Source organism: Streptomyces sp. NBC_00341 (assembly GCF_041435055.1).
GTDB lineage: Bacteria > Actinomycetota > Actinomycetes > Streptomycetales > Streptomycetaceae > Streptomyces.
In genome coordinates, this window is sequence record NZ_CP108002.1 from 1,023,019 (window position 1) to 1,040,554 (window position 17,536).

At 73.0% G+C, this 17,536-nt stretch carries 16 protein-coding genes; 7 read left to right on the forward strand and 9 right to left on the reverse strand.

The genetic code is table 11. The features are described from left to right. Positions 1 to 20 precede the first annotated feature (20 nt). From OG892_RS04545 to OG892_RS04575, 7 genes are read right to left on the reverse strand one after another with little or no spacing between them, the layout of a single operon-like run. Positions 21 to 1,424: an amidase gene (locus OG892_RS04545; protein WP_371628520.1), complete on the reverse strand. Its 1,404-nt coding sequence runs from the start codon at positions 1,422 to 1,424 to the stop codon at positions 21 to 23. Further along, positions 1,421 to 2,647, reverse strand: coding sequence for an NADH:flavin oxidoreductase (locus tag OG892_RS04550; protein ID WP_371628521.1), 1,227 nt, complete (start codon positions 2,645 to 2,647; stop codon positions 1,421 to 1,423). The genes OG892_RS04545 and OG892_RS04550 overlap by 4 nt, the downstream gene beginning before the upstream one ends. Continuing rightward, on the reverse strand, positions 2,644 to 3,660 hold the full coding sequence (locus OG892_RS04555; protein WP_371628522.1) for an oligopeptide/dipeptide ABC transporter ATP-binding protein: 1,017 nt from the start codon (positions 3,658 to 3,660) through the stop codon (positions 2,644 to 2,646). The genes OG892_RS04550 and OG892_RS04555 overlap by 4 nt, the downstream gene beginning before the upstream one ends. Then, a complete protein-coding gene (locus OG892_RS04560; protein WP_079193701.1) occupies positions 3,657 to 4,730 on the reverse strand; it encodes an ABC transporter ATP-binding protein in 1,074 nt (357 codons plus the stop codon). Before OG892_RS04560 ends, OG892_RS04555 begins: the two co-directional genes overlap by 4 nt. Further along, positions 4,703 to 5,737: an ABC transporter permease gene (locus OG892_RS04565; protein WP_073739874.1), complete on the reverse strand. Its 1,035-nt coding sequence runs from the start codon at positions 5,735 to 5,737 to the stop codon at positions 4,703 to 4,705. The genes OG892_RS04560 and OG892_RS04565 overlap by 28 nt, the downstream gene beginning before the upstream one ends. Further along, the gene (locus tag OG892_RS04570; RefSeq protein WP_371628523.1) at positions 5,730 to 6,701 is read right to left on the reverse strand and encodes an ABC transporter permease; all 972 of its coding nucleotides are present in this window, start codon (positions 6,699 to 6,701) and stop codon (positions 5,730 to 5,732) included. Before OG892_RS04570 ends, OG892_RS04565 begins: the two co-directional genes overlap by 8 nt. Beyond that, positions 6,698 to 8,311: an ABC transporter substrate-binding protein gene (locus OG892_RS04575; protein ID WP_371628524.1), complete on the reverse strand. Its 1,614-nt coding sequence runs from the start codon at positions 8,309 to 8,311 to the stop codon at positions 6,698 to 6,700. Before OG892_RS04575 ends, OG892_RS04570 begins: the two co-directional genes overlap by 4 nt. Positions 8,312 to 8,616: 305 nt before the next feature. Here OG892_RS04575 and OG892_RS04580 point away from each other — a divergent pair, with 305 nt between their 5' ends. Then, positions 8,617 to 10,254 carry a class I adenylate-forming enzyme family protein gene (locus tag OG892_RS04580; RefSeq protein WP_371628525.1) on the forward strand — a complete coding sequence of 546 codons (1,638 nt, stop codon included), beginning with the start codon at positions 8,617 to 8,619 and terminating at the stop codon, positions 10,252 to 10,254. A 100-nt stretch (positions 10,255 to 10,354) separates the two neighbouring features. Here the strand turns inward: OG892_RS04580 and OG892_RS04585 are convergent, their stop codons facing one another. After that, positions 10,355 to 11,131 carry an SDR family oxidoreductase gene (locus OG892_RS04585; protein ID WP_371628526.1) on the reverse strand — a complete coding sequence of 259 codons (777 nt, stop codon included), beginning with the start codon at positions 11,129 to 11,131 and terminating at the stop codon, positions 10,355 to 10,357. Between the two features lie 307 nt (positions 11,132 to 11,438). Between OG892_RS04585 and OG892_RS04590 the strand changes: the two genes are divergently transcribed. Together OG892_RS04590 and OG892_RS04595 are read left to right on the forward strand one after the other, a co-directional pair. After that, the gene (locus OG892_RS04590) at positions 11,439 to 12,317 is read left to right on the forward strand and encodes an LLM class F420-dependent oxidoreductase (RefSeq protein WP_371628527.1); all 879 of its coding nucleotides are present in this window, start codon (positions 11,439 to 11,441) and stop codon (positions 12,315 to 12,317) included. Continuing rightward, positions 12,314 to 12,805 carry a nuclear transport factor 2 family protein gene (locus OG892_RS04595; protein WP_328867830.1) on the forward strand — a complete coding sequence of 164 codons (492 nt, stop codon included), beginning with the start codon at positions 12,314 to 12,316 and terminating at the stop codon, positions 12,803 to 12,805. Before OG892_RS04590 ends, OG892_RS04595 begins: the two co-directional genes overlap by 4 nt. A gap of 86 nt (positions 12,806 to 12,891) precedes the next feature. Here OG892_RS04595 and OG892_RS04600 read toward each other — a convergent pair whose 3' ends face one another. Further along, the gene (locus tag OG892_RS04600; protein WP_328867829.1) at positions 12,892 to 13,812 is read right to left on the reverse strand and encodes an SDR family oxidoreductase; all 921 of its coding nucleotides are present in this window, start codon (positions 13,810 to 13,812) and stop codon (positions 12,892 to 12,894) included. 139 nt (positions 13,813 to 13,951) lie between these two features. Here OG892_RS04600 and OG892_RS04605 point away from each other — a divergent pair, with 139 nt between their 5' ends. The 4 genes from OG892_RS04605 to OG892_RS04620 are packed head-to-tail and all read left to right on the forward strand — an operon-like array spanning position 13,952 to position 17,419. Then, positions 13,952 to 14,707, forward strand: coding sequence for an enoyl-CoA hydratase family protein (locus OG892_RS04605; protein WP_073739200.1), 756 nt, complete (start codon positions 13,952 to 13,954; stop codon positions 14,705 to 14,707). Between the two features lie 14 nt (positions 14,708 to 14,721). Beyond that, a complete protein-coding gene (locus OG892_RS04610; protein ID WP_073739275.1) occupies positions 14,722 to 15,570 on the forward strand; it encodes a CoA transferase subunit A in 849 nt (282 codons plus the stop codon). Next, complete coding sequence (locus OG892_RS04615; RefSeq protein WP_371628528.1) at positions 15,567 to 16,346, forward strand: CoA-transferase subunit beta; 780 nt, start codon at positions 15,567 to 15,569, stop codon at positions 16,344 to 16,346. The genes OG892_RS04610 and OG892_RS04615 overlap by 4 nt, the downstream gene beginning before the upstream one ends. Positions 16,347 to 16,360: 14 nt before the next feature. After that, positions 16,361 to 17,419 carry an NAD(P)H-dependent flavin oxidoreductase gene (locus OG892_RS04620; RefSeq protein WP_371631576.1) on the forward strand — a complete coding sequence of 353 codons (1,059 nt, stop codon included), beginning with the start codon at positions 16,361 to 16,363 and terminating at the stop codon, positions 17,417 to 17,419. Positions 17,420 to 17,536: the final 117 nt, after the last annotated feature.

Here is a 17,536-nt window from a genome sequence, read left to right on the forward strand (position 1 = left end):
GGCCGCGCCCGGCCCGGTGCTCAGGCCGGGCCGGGCGCGGTTCCCCAGGGCGCCGCCTCCTCCAGCTGGGCCGCCAGCGCGAGCAGTACTCCCTCGCCGCCCAGGGGCGCGCCGAACTGGACGCCGAGCGGCAGCCCCTGGCCGTCGTGGCCGAAGGGTACGGACATGGCCGGCATGCCGGTCACGTTGTACACGCCGGTGAAGGCGGAGTAGACCGAGGCGTGCCGGTAGATCGACTCCGGCTGCGCGGTGTCCAGGGTGCCGAGCGACGGAGTGGGCCGCGCGAGGGTCGGGGCGAGCGTGACGTCCAGGCTCCGGAACAGCGCGCCGGTCTCCCAGCCGATCTCCTGGGCCCGGCGCAGCGCCCGGCTGACGTCGGCCGCCGGGAGGGTGCGGTAGTGGTCGTACAGCACGCGGGTGAAGGGTTCGATGTCGTCGTCGGCCGGCGGCCTGCCGAGTACGGCGAGGCGGGCGTCGATCTGGGCGACGAGGTCGGCGCCCATCAGGACGCCGGAGGTGGCGCCGACGTCGTCGGGGCGGTACGGGGCGGTGGTCTCGGTGACGTGGTGGCCGAGGCGTTCGCAGAGCAGGGCCGCGGCGCGTACCGCCCGTTCGCAGTCCGGGTGCACGCCGGGACCGTCCGGCAGGGCGGTGATCAGCCCGATCCGCAGCCGTCCGGGGGCGCGGCGGGCGAGTTCCGCGAAGGGTGCGGCGGGGGCCGGCGCGGCGTACGCGTCGCCGGGCAGCGGTCCCGCGGCCACGTCGAGGAGCAGGGCGCTGTCCCGGACGGTCGTGGTGAGGGCGTGGTGGGCGGAGAGGAGGCCGGAGAGGGTGGTGGGGCGGGGCGCGGGCGACACGCGCCCCCGGCTGGGCTTGAGGCCGAAGAGTCCGCAGGCGGCCGCCGGGATGCGGATCGAGCCGCCGCCGTCGCTGGCGTGCGCGACCGGGACCATGCCGGCCGCCACCGCGGCCGCCGAGCCGCCGCTGGAGCCGCCGGGTGAGTGGGCGGGGCTCCAGGGGTTGCGGGTGGGGCCGAAGAGGGCCGGTTCCGTGGAGGCGTTGAGGCCCAGTTCTGGGGTGTTGGTGGTGCCGAGGACGACGGCTCCGGCGCGCCGGTAGCGGGCCACGAGTTCGCTGTCGCGCCGGGCGGTCGCGTCGGCGAAGAGCCGGCTGCCGCCCGTGGCGGGCAGTCCCGCGACCTCGGTGCCGAGGTCCTTGACCAGCATCGGGACGCCGTGCAGCGGGCCGTCGGGCAGGCCGGCCGCGATCTCGGCGCGGGCGGCGTCGAACCGGGTGTGGACCACCGCACCGAGTGCGGGGTCCAGCGTCCGGATGCGGTCGATCGCCTCCTCCGTGACGGTACGGGCGTCGGTGCGGCCGTCCCGGACCGCCGCGGCCGTGGCGACCGCGTCGGGCCCCCTCACTTCACGTATCCGGCGGGCGTGCCCCAGGTCTCGCGGCGCGTGGTGTCACGGTCGACCAGGACACAGCGGGTGCCGGTGAAGTTGGTCGGCATGCACTTGTTGCAGTGGATGCACAGGGACGGGGTGGTGGCGTCGTCCCGCAGGCGGTTGATCAGGTCGGGTTCGCGCAGCAGGGCGCGGGCCATGGCCACGTACTCGAAGCCCTCCCGCATGGCGAGGTCCATGCCCGCCCTGTCGGTGATGCCGCCGAGCAGGATCATCGGGAGTTTCACGGCGGCGCGGATCTGCCGGGCGTCCTGGAGCAGATAGGCGTCCCGGTAGGGGTAGCTGCGCAGGAACCGCTTGCCGACCGCCTTCACCCCGAGCTTGATCGGCTGCGGCATGATCGCGGAGAACTCCCTGAGCGGGGCGTCCCCCTTGAACAGGTACATCGGGTTGAGCAGGGAGCTGCCCGCGGTCATCTCCAGGGCGTCGACGGTGCCGTCCTGTTCGAGCCACTGCGCGACGGGGATGGCCTCGTCGAGCCAGAAGCCGCCGGGCACGCCGTCGTCCATGTTCATCTTGGCGATGACGGCGATCCGGCCGCCGACGGCGTCGTGGACGGCGCGCATGATCTCCCGGGCGAACCGGGCCCGGTTGGGCAGGCTGCCGCCGTAGGCGTCGGTGCGGTGGTTGATCCGGGGGCTGAGGAAGGAGCTGGCCAGGTAGTTGTGGCCGAGGTGGATCTCGACGGCGTCGAAGCCCGCGTCGATGGCACGCCGCGCGGCCTGTGCGTGTGCCTCTGTGACGCGCCGGATGTCGGTGAGGGACGCCTCCTGGGCCCAGCTGAGGGTGGTGGCGTGGAAGTGCCTGGACGGGGAGAGGGCCGGGGCGCCGTTGCCCTTGGGGTTGGCGACGGGTCCGCCGTGACCGATCTGCGCCGCGATCGCGGCGCCCTGCGCGTGCACGGCCTCGGTGAGTACCCGGAGTCCCGGCATGGCTTCGTCGGTCCAGTAGATCTGGTGGCGGTCGGTGCGGCCCTCCCTGGAGACGGCGCAGTAGGCGACGGTCGTCATGCCGACGCCGCCGCGTGCGTAGCCGACGTGGAAGTCGACGAGGTCCTGGGTGACCAGGGACTTGTGGCTGAGTCCCTCGTAGGTCGCGGCCTTGATGACGCGGTTGCGGAGCCCGACCGGGCCCAGCTGGGCGGGGGCCAGGGCGTCGGGTGCCTCGGTGGTGGTCACGCGTGGTTCCTTTCCGGTTCGACGTGATGACAGGCGACCCGGTGTCCGGGGCGGATGTCCCTGAGCGGGGGCTCCTGCTGGGAGCACAGATCGGTGGCCAGCGGACAACGGGTACGGAAGCGGCAGCCCGACGGCGGGTTCAGGGGCGAGGGGAGCTCGGCGGGCGGGGCGGGGTCCCCGGCCGTTCCCGGGCCGCGCCGGGCCTGCGGGAGGGAGGCGAGCAGCAGCCGGGTGTAGGGGTGGAGGGCCTCGTGCTGCATTCCGCCGGAGGGCAGTACCTCGCATACCTTGCCGAGGTACATCACCATGACGCGGTCGCTGATGTTCTTCACGACGGAGACGTCGTGGGCGATGAAGACCATGCTCAGTCCGCGCCGCCGCGTCGTCGTCTCCAGGAGGTTGAGGATCTGGGCCTGGACCGACACGTCGAGGCTGGAGACGGGTTCGTCGCAGATCAGCACCTCGGGGTCCAGGAGCAGCGCGCGGGCGATGCAGACCCGCTGGCACTGGCCGCCGGAGAGTTCGTGCGGCCGGCGCTCCCGTACGGTCGCGGGGTCGAGGCCCACGTCGCGCAGCGCGTCGTCGGTCCGGGTGTCCTTGCCCCGGGTGGCGTCGCCGCTCCCCCAGATCGAGGGGCCCTCCCAGACCAGGTCCTTGACCCTGCGGCGGGGGTTCAGGGCGGAGACCGGGTCCTGCATGATGATCTGCATCCGCGCGCGGGCCCGGCGCAGTTCCCCGGGGGCGAGGCCGGTCAGGGTCACCCCGCCGAGCCGTACGGTGCCGGAGTCCGGGGGCGGCAGCTGGATGAGGGCGCGGCCGACGGTGGACTTGCCGCAGCCGGACTCACCGAGGATGCCGAGGGTCTCGCCCGCCGCGACGTCGAGGCTGACGCCGGAGACGGCGTGCACCTTGCGGCCCCGGCCGGCGGGGTACTCCACGACGAGGTCCTGGGCGTGCAGTGCGGGCGGCGGCGCGCCCCGTTCTCCGGTGGCGGTGGTGCGGGTGCTCGTCATACGGCGGCCTCCTCTGCGGCGCCCAGCGGGTGGTGGCAGGCGACGACGCCGCCGGCGTCGCGGTCACCGGCGTACGCGGCGAGCGGCGGCGACTGGGCGGTGCAGTGGTCGGTCGCCGCACCGCAGCGGGGGGCGAACCGGCATCCGGGTGGCGGGTGCAGCAGATTGGGCGGGCGGCCCTCGATGGTGGGGAGCAGGGTGTGCGGGGGCAGGTCGAGGCGGGGGATGGAGGCGATCAGGGCGCTGCTGTACGGGTGCCGGGGGCGTTCGAAGACGGCCGGGGTGGGCGCGTACTCGACGAGCCGGCCGGCGTACATCACCGCGACCCGGTCCGTGCGGCCGGCGACGGTGGCCAGGTCGTGGCTGATGAGGACGGTCGCCATCCGGAGGTCCCGGGCCAGTGTCTGGAGCAGGTCCAGGATCTGCTTCTGCACGGTGACGTCGAGCGCGGTGGTCGGTTCGTCCGCGATGAGCAGCCGGGGGCCGCAGGCCAGTGCCATGGCGATGACGACGCGCTGCCGCATTCCGCCGGAGAGTTCGTGCGGGTACTGGCGGGCGCGCCGGGCGGGTTCGGGGATGCCGACCTGCCGGAGCAGCTCGACGGCCCGTTCCCGGGCCTCGGCGCGGCTCAGGCCCTGGTGCAGCCGGACGCTCTCGGCCAGATGCGCGCCGGTCTTCTTCACCGGGTTCAGTGAGGTCATGGGGTCCTGGAAGACCATGGCGGCCTCGGTGCCCCACAGGGCCCGCCGGCCGGCCGGGCTCAGGGCGTGGACGTCCCGCCCGCCGAGCAGGACCGTTCCGGAGACGGTGGTGCCGGGGCCGTCGGTGATCAGGCCCATCAGGGTGCGGCCGAGCACGGACTTGCCCGATCCGGACTCTCCGACGATGCCGAGGGTCTCGCCCTCCGCCAGCGACAGGCTGACGCCGTCGACGGCCCGGACCGGGCCGCGGGGGGTGTGGAAGGCGGTGCGGACGTCGGTGGCCGTGAGCAGCGGCGGTGGTCCGGCGCCGGGTGCGGGTGCCTCGGGCAGCGGTGCGGTGGTCACAGTTTCACGCTCCGGGAGTCCCATCGGCCGCGGGCCTTCTCGCCGACGATGTTGAAGGCGAACACGGTGAGGAAGAGGAAGGCGCCGGGCACGAGCACGATGTGCGGGTGTTCCTCGAAGACCCGGCCCTCCCCCTCCGCGATCATGTTTCCCCAGGTGGGTTCCGGCGGCTGGATCCCGAGTCCGAGGAAGCTGAGGGAGGCCTCCGCGACGATGAGGACCGAGATCATCACGACGGCCAGGGACAGCAGGGGCAGCAGCACGTTGGGCAGCAGTTCGCGCAGCAGGATGCGGGAGCGGCTCGCTCCCATGGCGCGGGCGGCGACGACGAACTCCCTGTTGGCGTAGGCCATGGTCGTGGCGCGGGCGAGCCGCACCATGCCTGGGACGGTGAGCAGCGCCAGGGAGAACGCGACGTTGCGCAGCCGCGGCTGGAGAACGGTCGCGAGCGCGATGAGCAGGATGAGCGGCGGTACGGCGAGCAGTGAGTTGGTGGCGATGCCCACGGCCCGGTCGGCGGCCTTGCCGAAGTAGCCGGCGACCATGCCGACGGCCCCTCCGAGGACGGTGCCGATGGCGACCGCGGACAGCGAGATGAGCAGCGAGGAGCGGGCGCCGTAGAGGGATCTGGCCAGCAGGTCGAGGCCGAAGCCGTTGGTGCCGAGCGGGTGGCTTCCGGTGAACGCCGGTGGGCTGAAGACGGGTTCGAGGACGGTGCTCGCGACGTCGCGGTCCTCGGCCAGCCCCAGCCAGGGGGCGAACAGGATCGCGAGGCCGAGCAGCAGCAGCCAGCAGGCGCCGAACCAGAACACCACGTCGAAGCCGGGGCCCGCCCACCGCTTGCCGAGCCGGGAGGCGCCGCCGAGCGTCATGCCGAGGCCGAGCAGTGCGACGGCCGCCCTGGCGAGCGGGACGAGCTGGACCGTGGTCGCCCCGAACACCAGGAGGGCGAGGCCGGCGGCGGTCAGGGCGACGGCGGTGAGCAGGGGCAGGGGGAGAGCGGTCCGCGTGCGCGGCACGATGTCAGACATGGACACGTCGCGTCCTCGGGTCGAGACAGCCGTAGGAGAGGTCGATGCCGGCGTTGATCACCACGTAGATCACGGCGATGGTGAGCACGGCGCCCTGGACCATCGGGTAGTCGCCCTGGCCCGCCGCGTTGACGATGAGGGTCCCCATGCCGGGCAGGGCGAAGAGGTACTCCACGACGACGGTGCTGCCGATCAGCCGGCCGAGGCTGAGGCCGAGCAGGGTGACCAGGGAGAACGAGGAGGGGCGCAGCGCGTCGGAGAACAGGATGCGCAGCGGGTGCATGCCCTTGGCCCGGGCGGCGAGGATGAAGTCCTCCCGCAGGGTCACGATGAGGTCGCCGCGCAGGACCCGGGTGAACATGGCGAGTTCGGCCAGGGCGACGGTCAGGGCGGGCAGGAAGGCGTGGTGCAGATTGCCCGCGAGGTCGCCTTCGCCGAGTCTTACCCATTCGGAACGCGGGAACCAGCCTGCCGAGTCGACCAGGACGAGGACCAGCAGCAGGCCGGCCAGGAAGCTGGGCACGGACAGCACGCCGAAGGTGCCGGCGCCGATGATCCGGTCGGCGGCCGAGCCCTCGCGGTAGGCCGACCACATGGCCAGCGGCACGGCGATCAGCAGGGCGATGAGCAGTCCGAGCGCCGCGATCTCGAAGCTGACGGGCAGCGCGGACATCACCCGGTCCGTGACCTCGCTCCGGGGCGGTACGACGGAGTGGCCGAGGTCGCCGGTCAGGGCGTTGCCCAGCCAGTGGAAGTAGCGGGTGACGACGGGCTGGTCGAGTCCGAGGTCGTGCCGGAGTCCGGCGTACTCGGAGGGTGCCCGGCCCGCGCCGAGGATGTCGACGGCGGGATCGCCCGGCATCAGGACGACCAGGGAGAACACCCCCATGCTCGCGATCAGGAGCACGCCCGCCAGTTCCAGCACCCGGACGGCGAGCCGGCGAAGCACCGCGGGGGCCGTCATGTGCTGATCCAGGCCTGCCCGAAGAGGGCCATGTACTCGTCGGTGGGCACGATGCCGTGCACGTTCTTGCCCCAGGCGGTGAAGCCGGCGCTCGCGCCGAGGTTCACCACGGGCACGTCCTCGTTGAAGAGCCGCTGGACGTCGTCGAGGATCCGCTGGGTCTCCGCGTGGCCCCGGGCTCCCTGGAGTTCGACCAGGAGTGCGTCCATCTTCGGGTTGGCGTACGCGCCGGGGTTGCCGTAGCTCTTGGAGTTCAGGACGCTCTGGAGGCGGTGGTAGGGGTCGCTCTCGGAGATGCTCGCCGCGCCGCGGCTGATGTCGAAGTCGTGCTCCACGTAGGTCTTGGACACCCGGTCCGCGATGGAGGAGACCAGGTCGAGTTCGACCGTGAAGCCGACCCGCTCCAGCATCGCCTTGGTGACGACGGCCTTGGCGCGCGAGACGGGGTCGGTGCCGTCCATGTAGGTGAGGGTGCCGTCGAAGCCGTCCTTCTTGGCTTCGGCGACGAGCTTCTTCGCCTTGCCGAGGTCGATGCCGACGGGCTTCACCGCGGAGTGCAGGCGTGATTCGGGCGGGAAGATCTCCTGCCCCGGCAGCCCCTTGCCCTCGTAGGCGCGTGCGGTGTCGAGCTCGGGGTCCAGGGCCAGCGCCATCGCCTCGCGGATCCGCAGATCCGCGCCGGGGCGGCCGTGGCGGGTGTTGATGGTGATCATGTTGCCGAGTCCGGTGAGGGTCAGCTCCCCGGGGTGTCCCTCGTGCACGGCGTCGTCCACGACGTCGGGGCTGCGCAGGTACGTCACGTCGGCGGTGCCGTCGTTCAGCGCGTCGAGCTTGGAGCGGTCGGACTGCGGCCAGGTGAAGCGCAGCGCGTCGAGGTAGGGCGCGCCCTTCCAGTACTTCTTGTTCGCCTTGAGGACCATCTCCTCCTGGGGGGCGTACGTGCCCAGGGTGAAGGGCCCGGCGCCGATCGGCCGGAAGGTCTTCGAGGCGTACGCGGCGGGGGCCACGATCATCCCGGGGGCCTGGGCGAGCATCGCGGGGAAGGTGGCCCAGGGCTTGCGGAGGGTGAAGACGACGGTGGAGTCGTCGGTGGCCCGCGCGGCGGCGAGATTGGGGGCGAGCAGCGCGGTGTCGGCGCCCTTGCTCCGCTGGTACCAGTCGATGGAGCCGACCACGGCATCCGCGTCCAGGGGGGTGCCGTCGGAGAACCTGACGCCGTCGCGGAGTCTCAGGGTCCAGGTCTTCAGGTCGGCGCTGCTGTGCAGCGATTCGGCCAGCCACGGCCGGTACTTCTTCGCCTCGGTGTCGTAGCGCATCAGTACGTCGTAGACGGCGGCGAGCGCGGAGCCGCCGGACGCGCCTGTCGCGTAGGTGACGGCGGGACTGAGGCTGCGGGCCTCCGCGTAGTCCGCGAAGCGCAGGGTGCCGCCGCGGACCGGTTTGCCGCCCGCCGGCTGGTTTCCGACGCTGCCGAACTCGTAGCGGCCGCGTTCGGTCTTCTGCTGCTTGCCGCTGTTCCCGTCGTCGGGTGAGGCGCATGCCGAGGTGAGCATCGCCGCGACGGCCAGGGCCGCTGCGAGACGGGCTCTCACCCGTGGTGCTCGCTTCATTTCTTCCTCCAGTTGTCCGGTGCGGGAAGCGGAGTTCGTCCGGTGCGGGAAGCGGCGAGGAGCGTGGGGCCGGATCAGATGGGGGACGCTACGGCCGGCGAAATCCGGCCGACGTGACGCATCCCACTCACCGGGAGCCGGGCCCGGGGGCGGTCCGGGCCGGTGGCGCGGCGGTTGCCCTCCCCTGCGCAGCCGTCGCACGTTGTCCCAGTGACCGGAACCGGCCGGGGGCCCGCGCGCCCGTACTGGCCGACACTGGCGTCGACCGCGATTCCAGTGGAGTTCACGACGCCCAGGAGTTCCCGATGTCCAGCGAAACGGATCACCGCACCCCCGCCCCGGCGACCGGGCTCACCGGCCCCGGCGGCCGGTTCGAGCTCCGCGACGACGAGGTGCTGGGCACCCGGCTGCCGGTGTTCACCCACCGGCAGCGGGCCCTGCACGAGGTGCTGCACGCGTCCGTGGCCTACGCCGAACGCGACTTCATCGTCACCGCGGACCGCCGGATCACCTTCGCCGGGCACGCGGCGCAGGTCGCCTCGCTGGCCCGGGTGCTGCGTGAGGAGTACGGCATCGCCAAGGGCGACCGGGTGGCCATCGCCGCCGCCAACTCACCGGAGTGGATAGCGGTGTTCTGGGCCACCGTGTCGATCGGCGCGGTGGCGGTCGGGTTCAACGCCTGGTGGTCGGCGCGGGAGATGGCCCACGGGCTGGGCAACGCGGAGCCCGCCCTCGTGGTGGCCGACGCCAGGCAGTCGGGAAAGCTGGCCGGCTGCACGGTTCCGGTGCTGTCCGTGGAGGAGGACATCGGCCGCTGCCTCACGGCCCACACCGGAGCGCCCCTGCCGTCCGCGGAGGTCGCGGAGGACGACCCGGCCGTCATCCTCTACACCTCGGGCACCTCGGGCCGTCCCAAGGGCGCGGTGCACACGCATCGCAACCTGCTGGCCGTCGTCGAGTACCACCGCATGAACGACGCGCTGCTCCAGGAGTTCGGTGACCCGCTGCCCCCGCAGGACCGGGTGTACCTGCTGACGCTGCCGCTGTTCCACATCGCGAGCCTGCACAACCTGGCGGTGCCGAGGCTCGCCACCGGCAGCCGGATCGCTCTGCACCAGGGCGCGTTCGACGTGGACGCGGTGCTGGGCATGGTCGAGCGGGAGCGGGTCACCAACTGGGGCGCGGTGCCGACGATGGCCCACCGGCTGCTCGAACACGGCGGCGCCGGCCGGTACGACACCTCCTCGCTGACGGCGTTCTCGCTGGCCTCCGCCCCGTCGTCGACCGCGTTCAAGGAGCGGTTGCGCACGAGCCTGCCGTTCGCGAAGGACTCGCTGGTGGACAGTTACGGACTGACCGAGACCTGTACCGCCGTCGCCGCGGCGAGCCCGCAGGAACTGGCGGCGGCCCCCGGCACCCTCGGCCGGCCCGTCACCGGTGTGGAGCTGGAGATCCGTGACCCCGGCGGTGAGGTGCTCGGCGAGGGCGAGGAGGGCGACATCTGGGTCCGCAGCCAGTACAACATGCTGGGTTACTGGGGTGATCCCGAGGCCACCGCCGGGGCCATCGGCCCGGACCGCTGGCTGCGCACCGGGGATCTGGGGCAGTTGCGCGAGGGCAGGCTCCATCTCAGCAGCCGCCGCTCGGACCTGATCATCCGGGGCGGCGAGAACGTGTACCCCGCGGAGGTCGAGACGGTCCTGGCCGAACACCCGGACGTCCGGGAGTGCCTGGTGCTGGGAGTGCCGCATCCGGACCTCGGCCAGGAGGTCGCCGCCGTCGTGGTGCTCGCGGCGGGCTCCGCGCTCACCGAGGAGGCGCTGCGGGAGTACGCGGCACAGGAGCTGGCGTACTTCAAGGTGCCCAGGCGGTGGCGGCTGACCACGCGGGAGCTGCCGCGCAACGCGACCGGCAAGGTGATCCGGCCCGAGGTGCGGATCTGACGTCCCCGCCCCGGGCCGCGACCGGCCCGGACTCCACGGTGCCCCGGCCACCCTGCGCGGCCGGGGCACCCTGCGCGGCCGGGGCACCGTCGCGTCACGCTCAGAAGTGGCCGGGGCCGCGCAGGTTCGCCTCTGCGCCTCCGTCGACGTACACCACCTGCCCGGTGATGTGGCTGTTCTCCTCCGAGGCCAGGAACAGCGCGGCCGCCGCGACGTCCTCCGGCCGCAGATAGCCGTTGAGCGGCATCGGCACCGCCGCGTCCATCACCTTCTTCATCTCCGGGTCGTCGAAGAGAGCCGCGCTCATCGGGGTGAGCACGATGCCGGGCGCGACCACGTTGACCGGGATCCCGGCGGATGCCCAGCCCTCGGCGACCGCGGTGCGCCGGGCCCACTGGGCGAGCGCCGCCTTCGACGAGGGGTACAGCTGCCGGGCGCGGCCTTCGGTGACGGCCCGTTCCGCGTGCGTCAGGGCCGTGGCCTCGTCGTCGGCCAGGCAGGCGGCGACGACGTCCGCGTCAACCGGCTGGGTGCCGGAGATGGAGCCGATGGCCACCACCCGGGGCCGGTCCGCCGCGGCGAGTGCGGGCCGCAGCGCCGTCAGGAACCCGGTGGTGCCGAAGTAGTTGACGGTGACCATCGCGGTTCCCGGTACGGAGGTGCCGGCGCAGGTGACGACCGCGTCCACCACGCCGCCGGCCTCCTCCTGGGCCGCCGCCGCGGCGGTGGCGCGGCCTTCGGGGGTGGACAGGTCGGCGTCGACCTCGCCGCCGCGCAGGTCCACCCCGATCACCCGGTCGCCCCGGGCGCGGAGAGCTGCGGTGAGGGCCGCACCGATCCCGGATCCGGATCCGGTGACGACGACATTGCGGGGCATGGGTACTCCTCGGATCGGTCGATGGTGCCGGTGGGGACGGGTCCCCCGCGCACCGTAGGTGTTCCGTCCCCCGGCGCGGGTGTGCGGTCCCGCTGGCCGGAACGGGGCTCCGGGCCCCGTCGCTCGTGCCGGCCTCCGGGGCGGGCGCCGCGCCCCGTTGCCGGTGCCGGATGCCCCGTTCCGGTCAGCGGGACCGGTCCTGCTTGCGCCGCGCGCGGCGACTTGGATGGGCTCTCGCCCCTGCTTCCCCTCCCGCTACCCACTCCCGCCGACCTTCCGACCCTGTCCTGACCGAGAGAGGTTCCCCATGCGGCTAGGCATCAACAGTCCCGTCGTCACGGCCGTCCCCGGTGTCCACTCCCCCTGGGAGCGCACGGCCGGAATCGAGGAGCTGGGAGCGGTCGCAGAGGCCGCGGACCGGCTCGGCTTCGACCATCTGACCTGCTCGGAACATGTCGCGGTGCCCGTGGACGTCGCCCGGCAGCGCGGCGGAACGTACTGGGATCCGCTCGCCACGTTCGGCTTTCTGGCCGCCCGGACCAGCCGGATCCGGTTCGCCACCCAGGTCCTGGTGCTCGGCTACCACCATCCGCTGGCCCTCGCGAAGCGCTACGGCACGCTGGACCGGGTCTCGGGCGGACGGCTGGTGCTGGGGCTCGGGGTGGGCAGCCTGGAGGAGGAGTTCCGGCTGCTGGGCGCCGAGTTCGGCGGCCGGGGGGCGATCGCGGACGACGCGGTCGCGGCGCTGCGGGCCTCGCTCTCCCGCCGTGAACCCGCTTACCACGGTGAGCACTTCGACTACCAGGGGCTCGTCGTGGAGCCGCACGCGGTACAGGACCGGGTACCCCTGTGGATCGGCGGCCGGACCCCGCGTTCGCTGCGCCGGGCGCTGACGCACGGCGATGGCTGGGTGCCGTTCGGGCTGCCGCTCGACCGGCTGCGCGAGATGGTCGCCGCGGCCGAGCTCCCGGCCGGCTTCGAGGTGGTGCTGAGCCCGGGCCGCCCGCTCGATCCGTCCGGCGAACCGGACCGTACGACGCGGGCACTGCGGCAGGTGTCCGACGCCGGTGCCACGCTGGTCAGCGTCTCGCTGAGCGCCGGGTCCGCGAGCCATTACGTGGAACAGCTGGAGGCCCTGGCCGTACTCGCCGGCACCACCACGGCGGACGCGGCGGCCCGCGCGTGAGCGGCGACCGGCCGGTATCGGTCGAGGCCCGGCTCGCGGCGTTGGAGGACGAACGCGATATCGCCCGCATGATGGCCTCTTACGGGCCACTGGTGGACGGCGGCGAGGCGGACGGTGTCGCGGCGCTCTGGGCGCCCGACGGTGTGTACGACATCGACGCGATCTTCCTGGCGGGCCGGGAGCGGATCCGCGAGATGGTGCGCTCGCCCGCGCACCAGGGCTGGATCCGGCAGGGCTGTGCCCATGTCGTGGGTCCGCCGCACGTCACGGTCACCGGGGACGAGGCCGTGGCGGTGTGCCACTCACTGATGGTGGTGCACGAGGCGGGCCGGTACACCGTGCGCCGGGCCACCGCCAACCACTGGCGGCTGCGCCGTACGGAGTCCGGCTGGCAGGTGGTCACCCGGACCAACCGGATCCTGGACGGCCGCCCGGACTCCCCCGGACTGCTGGTCCGAGGGGTGCGCGGGGAACCTGCGGGCGACTGAACACGGCTGCTGCGGTGGCTGCGTGACGACCCGTTACACGGGGGCTGCGCGAGGAGCGGTCGCGCAGCCCCCGCCACGGAGCGGCTTCAGCGCGCCCCGTACACCGGCTGCGGTGTCTCGGCGGCCGCGAGCAGTCCGGACGCGGCCGCCCCGGCCTCGGCCGGGGTCCAGCGGGCACCCTTGTCGGCGGTGGGGCCGGGCCGCCAGCCCTCCATCACGGTGATCCGCCCGGCCTCGGCCTCGAAGACCCGGCCGCTGACCCCGGCGCACGCTTCTGACCCCAGCCAGACGACGAGCGGCGAGACGTTCTCCGGGGCCATCGCGTCGAACCCTCCCCCGGCGGGCGCCGCCATGGTCTCGGCGAAGGTCTCCTCGGTCATCCTGGTCCGGGCGGCCGGGGCGATCGCGTTGACCTGCACCCCGTAGCGGCCCATCTCGGCGGCGGCCACCAGGGTCAGGGCGATGATCCCGGCCTTGGCGGCGGAGTAGCTGCCCTGGCCCACGCTGCCCAGCAGCCCTGCCCCGGAACCGGTGTTGACGACCCTCGCCACCGGCACCCGGCCGGCCTTCGCCTCGGCGCGCCAGTGCGCCGCCGCGTGCTTGAGCGGCAGGAAGTGGCCCCTGAGGTGGACGCGGGTCACCGCGTCCCAGTCGTCCTCGTCCAGGTTCACCAGCATCCGGTCGCGGAGGAATCCGGCGTTGTTGACCAGGGTGTCGAGGCGGCCGAAGGAGTCGAGGGCGGTCGCGACGAGCGAGGCCGCGCCGTCGGCGGTGGCTATGTCCCCGTGGTGCGCGACGGCCTCGCCGCCGGCCGCGCGGATCTCCTCGACGACCTGCTGGGCGGGGCCGACGGCCGCGCCGGCGCCGTCGGGGCCCACGCCGAGGTCGTTGACGACGACCTGTCCGCCCTCGGCGGCGAAGGCCAGGGCGTGGGCGCGGCCGAGTCCGCGGCCCGCGCCGGTGACAACGGCGACGCGACCGGCGCACAGGGCTGTCGATGAGGTCATGACGAGTGTCCTTTCGAGGGGCGACGAGCGGAGAACGGGGCGCCGGGACCACCGGGTGGACCGACGCTCTCCCGCGGCGTCCGTATCACTGCTACGTTGAATCTAACAAACGTTTGGTGGAAAGGTAGCTGATTCGCTCATGAGTGTCTCCACCTCCGCCCCTCAAGAGGGCGTCGCCGTCGTCACCGTGGACTTCCCCCCGGTCAACGCCCTCCCCGTACAGGGCTGGTACGACCTCGCCGCCGCCGTGCGCGCGGCCGGGGCGGACCCGGACGTCCGCTGCGTGGTGCTCACCGCCGAAGGCCGCGGGTTCAACGCGGGCGTGGACATCAAGGAGATGCAGCGCACGGACGGGCCGGAGGCGCTGATCGGCGCCAACCGGGGCTGCTTCGAGGCATTCGCGGCGGTCTACGAGTGCGAGGTCCCCGTGGTCGCCGCCGTACACGGCTTCTGCCTCGGCGGCGGCATCGGCCTGGTGGGCAACGCGGACGCGATCGTGGCCAGTGACGACGCGACCTTCGGGCTGCCGGAGCTGGACCGGGGCGCGCTCGGCGCGGCCACACATCTGGCCCGGCTGGTTCCGCAGCATCTGATGCGGACCCTGTACTACACCTCACGCACCGTCACCGCCCAGGAGCTGCACGGACACGGCTCGGTGTGGCGCGTCGTCCCGCGTGCCGAGCTGTCCCGGGCCGCCGGGGAGCTGGCCCGGGAGATCGCGGCCAAGGACGGATACCTGATCCGGCTGGCCAAGGCGGCCATCAACGGCATCGACCCGGTCGACGTACGCCGCAGCTACCGCTTCGAGCAGGGCTTCACCTTCGAGGCCAACCTCAGTGGCGTCGCCGACCGCGTGCGCGACACCTTCGGCACGGACAAGGAGCAGCAGACGTGACACACGACAAGACGATGACGGCCGACGACGTCGTCGGCCGGCTGGAGAGCGGGATGACGCTCGGCATCGGCGGCTGGGGTTCGCGCCGCAAGCCGATGGCCCTGGTCAGGGCGCTGCTGCGCTCGGACGTCACCGATCTGACCGTGGTGTCGTACGGCGGGCCCGATGTCGGGCTGCTCGCCGCCGCGGGAAGGATCCGCAAGCTGGTCGCGGCGTTCGGGACGCTCGACTCGATACCGCTGGAGCCGCACTTCACCGCCGCCCGGCAGCGCGGCGCGTTCGAGATGGTCGAGCTCGACGAGGCGATGATGATGTGGGGGCTGACGGCGGGCGCGCAGCGGCTGCCGTTCATGCCGGTGCGGGCCGGTCTCGGCTCCGACCTGATGAAGGTCAACCCGGGCCTGCGTACGGTCACCTCGCCCTACGAGGACGGGGAGAAGCTGGTCGCCGCACCGGCCCTGCGGCTGGACGCCGCCCTGGTCCACCTCAACCGGGCCGACGCCCAGGGCAACGGCCAGTACCTGGGCCCCGATCCGTACTTCGACGACCTGTTCTGCGAGGCGGCGGACCACAGCTACGTCTCCTGCGAACGGATCGTGGAGACCGCGGACCTGCTCAAGGAGCACGGGCCGCAGACGCTGCTGGTCAAGCGGCTGTTCGTGGACGGGGTCGTCGAGACGCCGAACGGCGCGCACTTCACCTCCTGCGTGCCCGACCACGACCGGGACGAGAGCTTCCAGCGCGCCTATGTCCGGGCCGCCCGCGATCCCGAGGCCTGGCCCGTCTTCGCCGAACGGTTCCTGTCAGGGGACGAGGCCGCCTACCAGGCCGCCGTCACCGCGTTCCACCAGGAGGAAGCATGAGCGGCACCGAGTCCACCGGCAGCGCGGCGGCGAGCCGGGCGGAGTACTGCGTGGTGGCGTGCGCCGAGGCGTGGCGGGACGCCGGCGAGATCCTCGCCAGTCCGATGGGCACCGTCCCGGCCATCGGGGCGCGCCTGGCCAGGCTCACCTTCTCGCCCGAACTGCTGCTGACCGACGGGGAGGCGCTGCTGACGGGCGACACCCCCGCGCTGGGGGCGCGGGCCGCGAGCATCGAGGGCTGGCTGCCGTTCCGCCAGCATCTGACGCTCACCGCGACCGGCCGCCGGCACGTGATGATGGGCGCCAGCCAGATCGACCGGCACGGCAACCAGAACATCTCCTGCATCGGCCCCTGGGACAGGCCCGTGCGGCAGCTGCTCGGGGTCCGCGGGGCCCCGGTCAACACCCTCAACAACCCCACGAGTTACTGGGTGCCGAAGCACTCGTCCCGGGTGTTCGTGGAGCACGTGGACATGGTCAGCGGGGTCGGGTACGAGCGGGCGGCGGCGGCCGGTCCCTCCGCGACCCGCTACCACCGCATCCCCGAAGTCGTCTCCAATCTGGGCGTCTTCGACTTCGAGACCCCGGACCGCACCATGCGGCTGCGCTCGCTGCACCCCGGGGTGAGCGTCGAGGAAGTCACCGGGGCCACCGGTTTCGCCCTCACGATCCCCGACGGCGTGCCGCTCACCCGGGACCCGTCGGAGGCGGAACTCCGGCTGATCCGCGAGGTCATCGACCCGAAGGGGCTGCGCGAGCGCGAGGTCCCGGCATGAGCGGGCCCGCGCCGCTGCCGACCGCGCTCACCGAACTGACCGGGGTACGGTATCCGCTCGTGCAGACCGGGATGGGCTGGGTGGCCGGTCCCCGGCTGGTGTCCGCCTCCGCGAACGCGGGCGCGCTCGGCATCCTGGCCTCCGCGACGATGACCGTGGAGCAGTTGCGCGCGGCGGTCCGCGAGGTCAGATCCCGTACGGACGCGCCGTTCGGCGTCAATCTGCGCGCGGACGCGGGCGACGCCGCCGAGCGGGTCCGGATCGTGATCGACGAGGGTGTGCGGGTGGCCTCGTTCGCGCTCGCCCCTTCGAAGGAGCTGATCGCGCGGCTCAAGGACGCGGGCGTCGTCGTCATCCCGTCCGTGGGCGCCAGGAGACACGCGGAGAAGGTCGCCGCATGGGGTGCCGACGCGGTGATGGTGCAGGGCGGCGAGGGCGGCGGTCACACGGGCGACGTGGCCACCACCGTGCTGCTCCCCCAAGTCGTGGACGCCGTGGACATCCCGGTCATCGCGGCGGGCGGCTTCCACGACGGCCGCGGCCTGGTCGCCGCGCTCGCCTACGGGGCGGCCGGGATCGGGATGGGCACGCGCTTCCTGCTCACCTCCGACAGCACCGTCCCGGCGGCGGTGAAGGCGAAGTACCTGGCCGCCACCGTCAAGGACGTCACGGTCACCGACCGGGTCGACGGAATGCCGCACCGCATGCTGCGCACGGAGATGGTCGACTCGCTGGAGCGTTCCGGCCGGGCCGCCGCACTGCTGGGGGCGGTACGGCACGCCTCGGCCTTCCGGAAGGAGACCGGCACGAGCTGGCGCGGGCTGGTCCGCGACGGTCTGGCGATGAAGCACGGCAGGGAACTGACCTGGAGCCAGGTGCTGCTGGCCGCCAACACGCCGATGCTGCTCAAGGCCTCGATGGTCGAGGGCCGTACCGATATCGGGGTGATGGCCTCGGGACAGGTGGCCGGTCTGATCGAGGACCTGCCGTCCTGCGCGGAGCTGGTCGAGCGAATCATGTCCGAGGCGCTGGCCGTGCTGAAGTCGCTGCCGGGGGCGGAACGGAGCTCCTGACGCACGCGGACGCGAAGGGGCGGTCCGGACCCACGGGCCGCCCCCTCGCGTCGTCAACGGCGGCGAACTCGCGCGCCGCGGACGTGCCCCGGGCCGACAGCGCGCCGGAAAAGTCTG

Bases quoted from the DNA above. Each gene is read 5' to 3' on its own strand.
- OG892_RS04555 (WP_371628522.1), bottom strand. From the start codon at position 3,660: ATGACGAGCACCCGCACCACCGCCACCGGAGAACGGGGCGCGCCGCCG.
- OG892_RS04560 (WP_079193701.1), bottom strand. From the start codon at position 4,730: ATGGGACTCCCGGAGCGTGAAACTGTGACCACCGCACCGCTGCCCGAG.
- OG892_RS04565 (WP_073739874.1), bottom strand. From the start codon at position 5,737: ATGTCTGACATCGTGCCGCGCACGCGGACCGCTCTCCCCCTGCCCCTG.
- OG892_RS04570 (WP_371628523.1), bottom strand. From the start codon at position 6,701: ATGACGGCCCCCGCGGTGCTTCGCCGGCTCGCCGTCCGGGTGCTGGAA.
- OG892_RS04575 (WP_371628524.1), bottom strand. From the start codon at position 8,311: ATGAAGCGAGCACCACGGGTGAGAGCCCGTCTCGCAGCGGCCCTGGCC.
- OG892_RS04580 (WP_371628525.1), top strand. From the start codon at position 8,617: ATGTCCAGCGAAACGGATCACCGCACCCCCGCCCCGGCGACCGGGCTC.
- OG892_RS04585 (WP_371628526.1), bottom strand. From the start codon at position 11,131: ATGCCCCGCAATGTCGTCGTCACCGGATCCGGATCCGGGATCGGTGCG.
- OG892_RS04590 (WP_371628527.1), top strand. From the start codon at position 11,439: ATGCGGCTAGGCATCAACAGTCCCGTCGTCACGGCCGTCCCCGGTGTC.
- OG892_RS04600 (WP_328867829.1), bottom strand. From the start codon at position 13,812: ATGACCTCATCGACAGCCCTGTGCGCCGGTCGCGTCGCCGTTGTCACC.
- OG892_RS04605 (WP_073739200.1), top strand. From the start codon at position 13,952: ATGAGTGTCTCCACCTCCGCCCCTCAAGAGGGCGTCGCCGTCGTCACC.
- OG892_RS04610 (WP_073739275.1), top strand. From the start codon at position 14,722: ATGACGGCCGACGACGTCGTCGGCCGGCTGGAGAGCGGGATGACGCTC.
- OG892_RS04615 (WP_371628528.1), top strand. From the start codon at position 15,567: ATGAGCGGCACCGAGTCCACCGGCAGCGCGGCGGCGAGCCGGGCGGAG.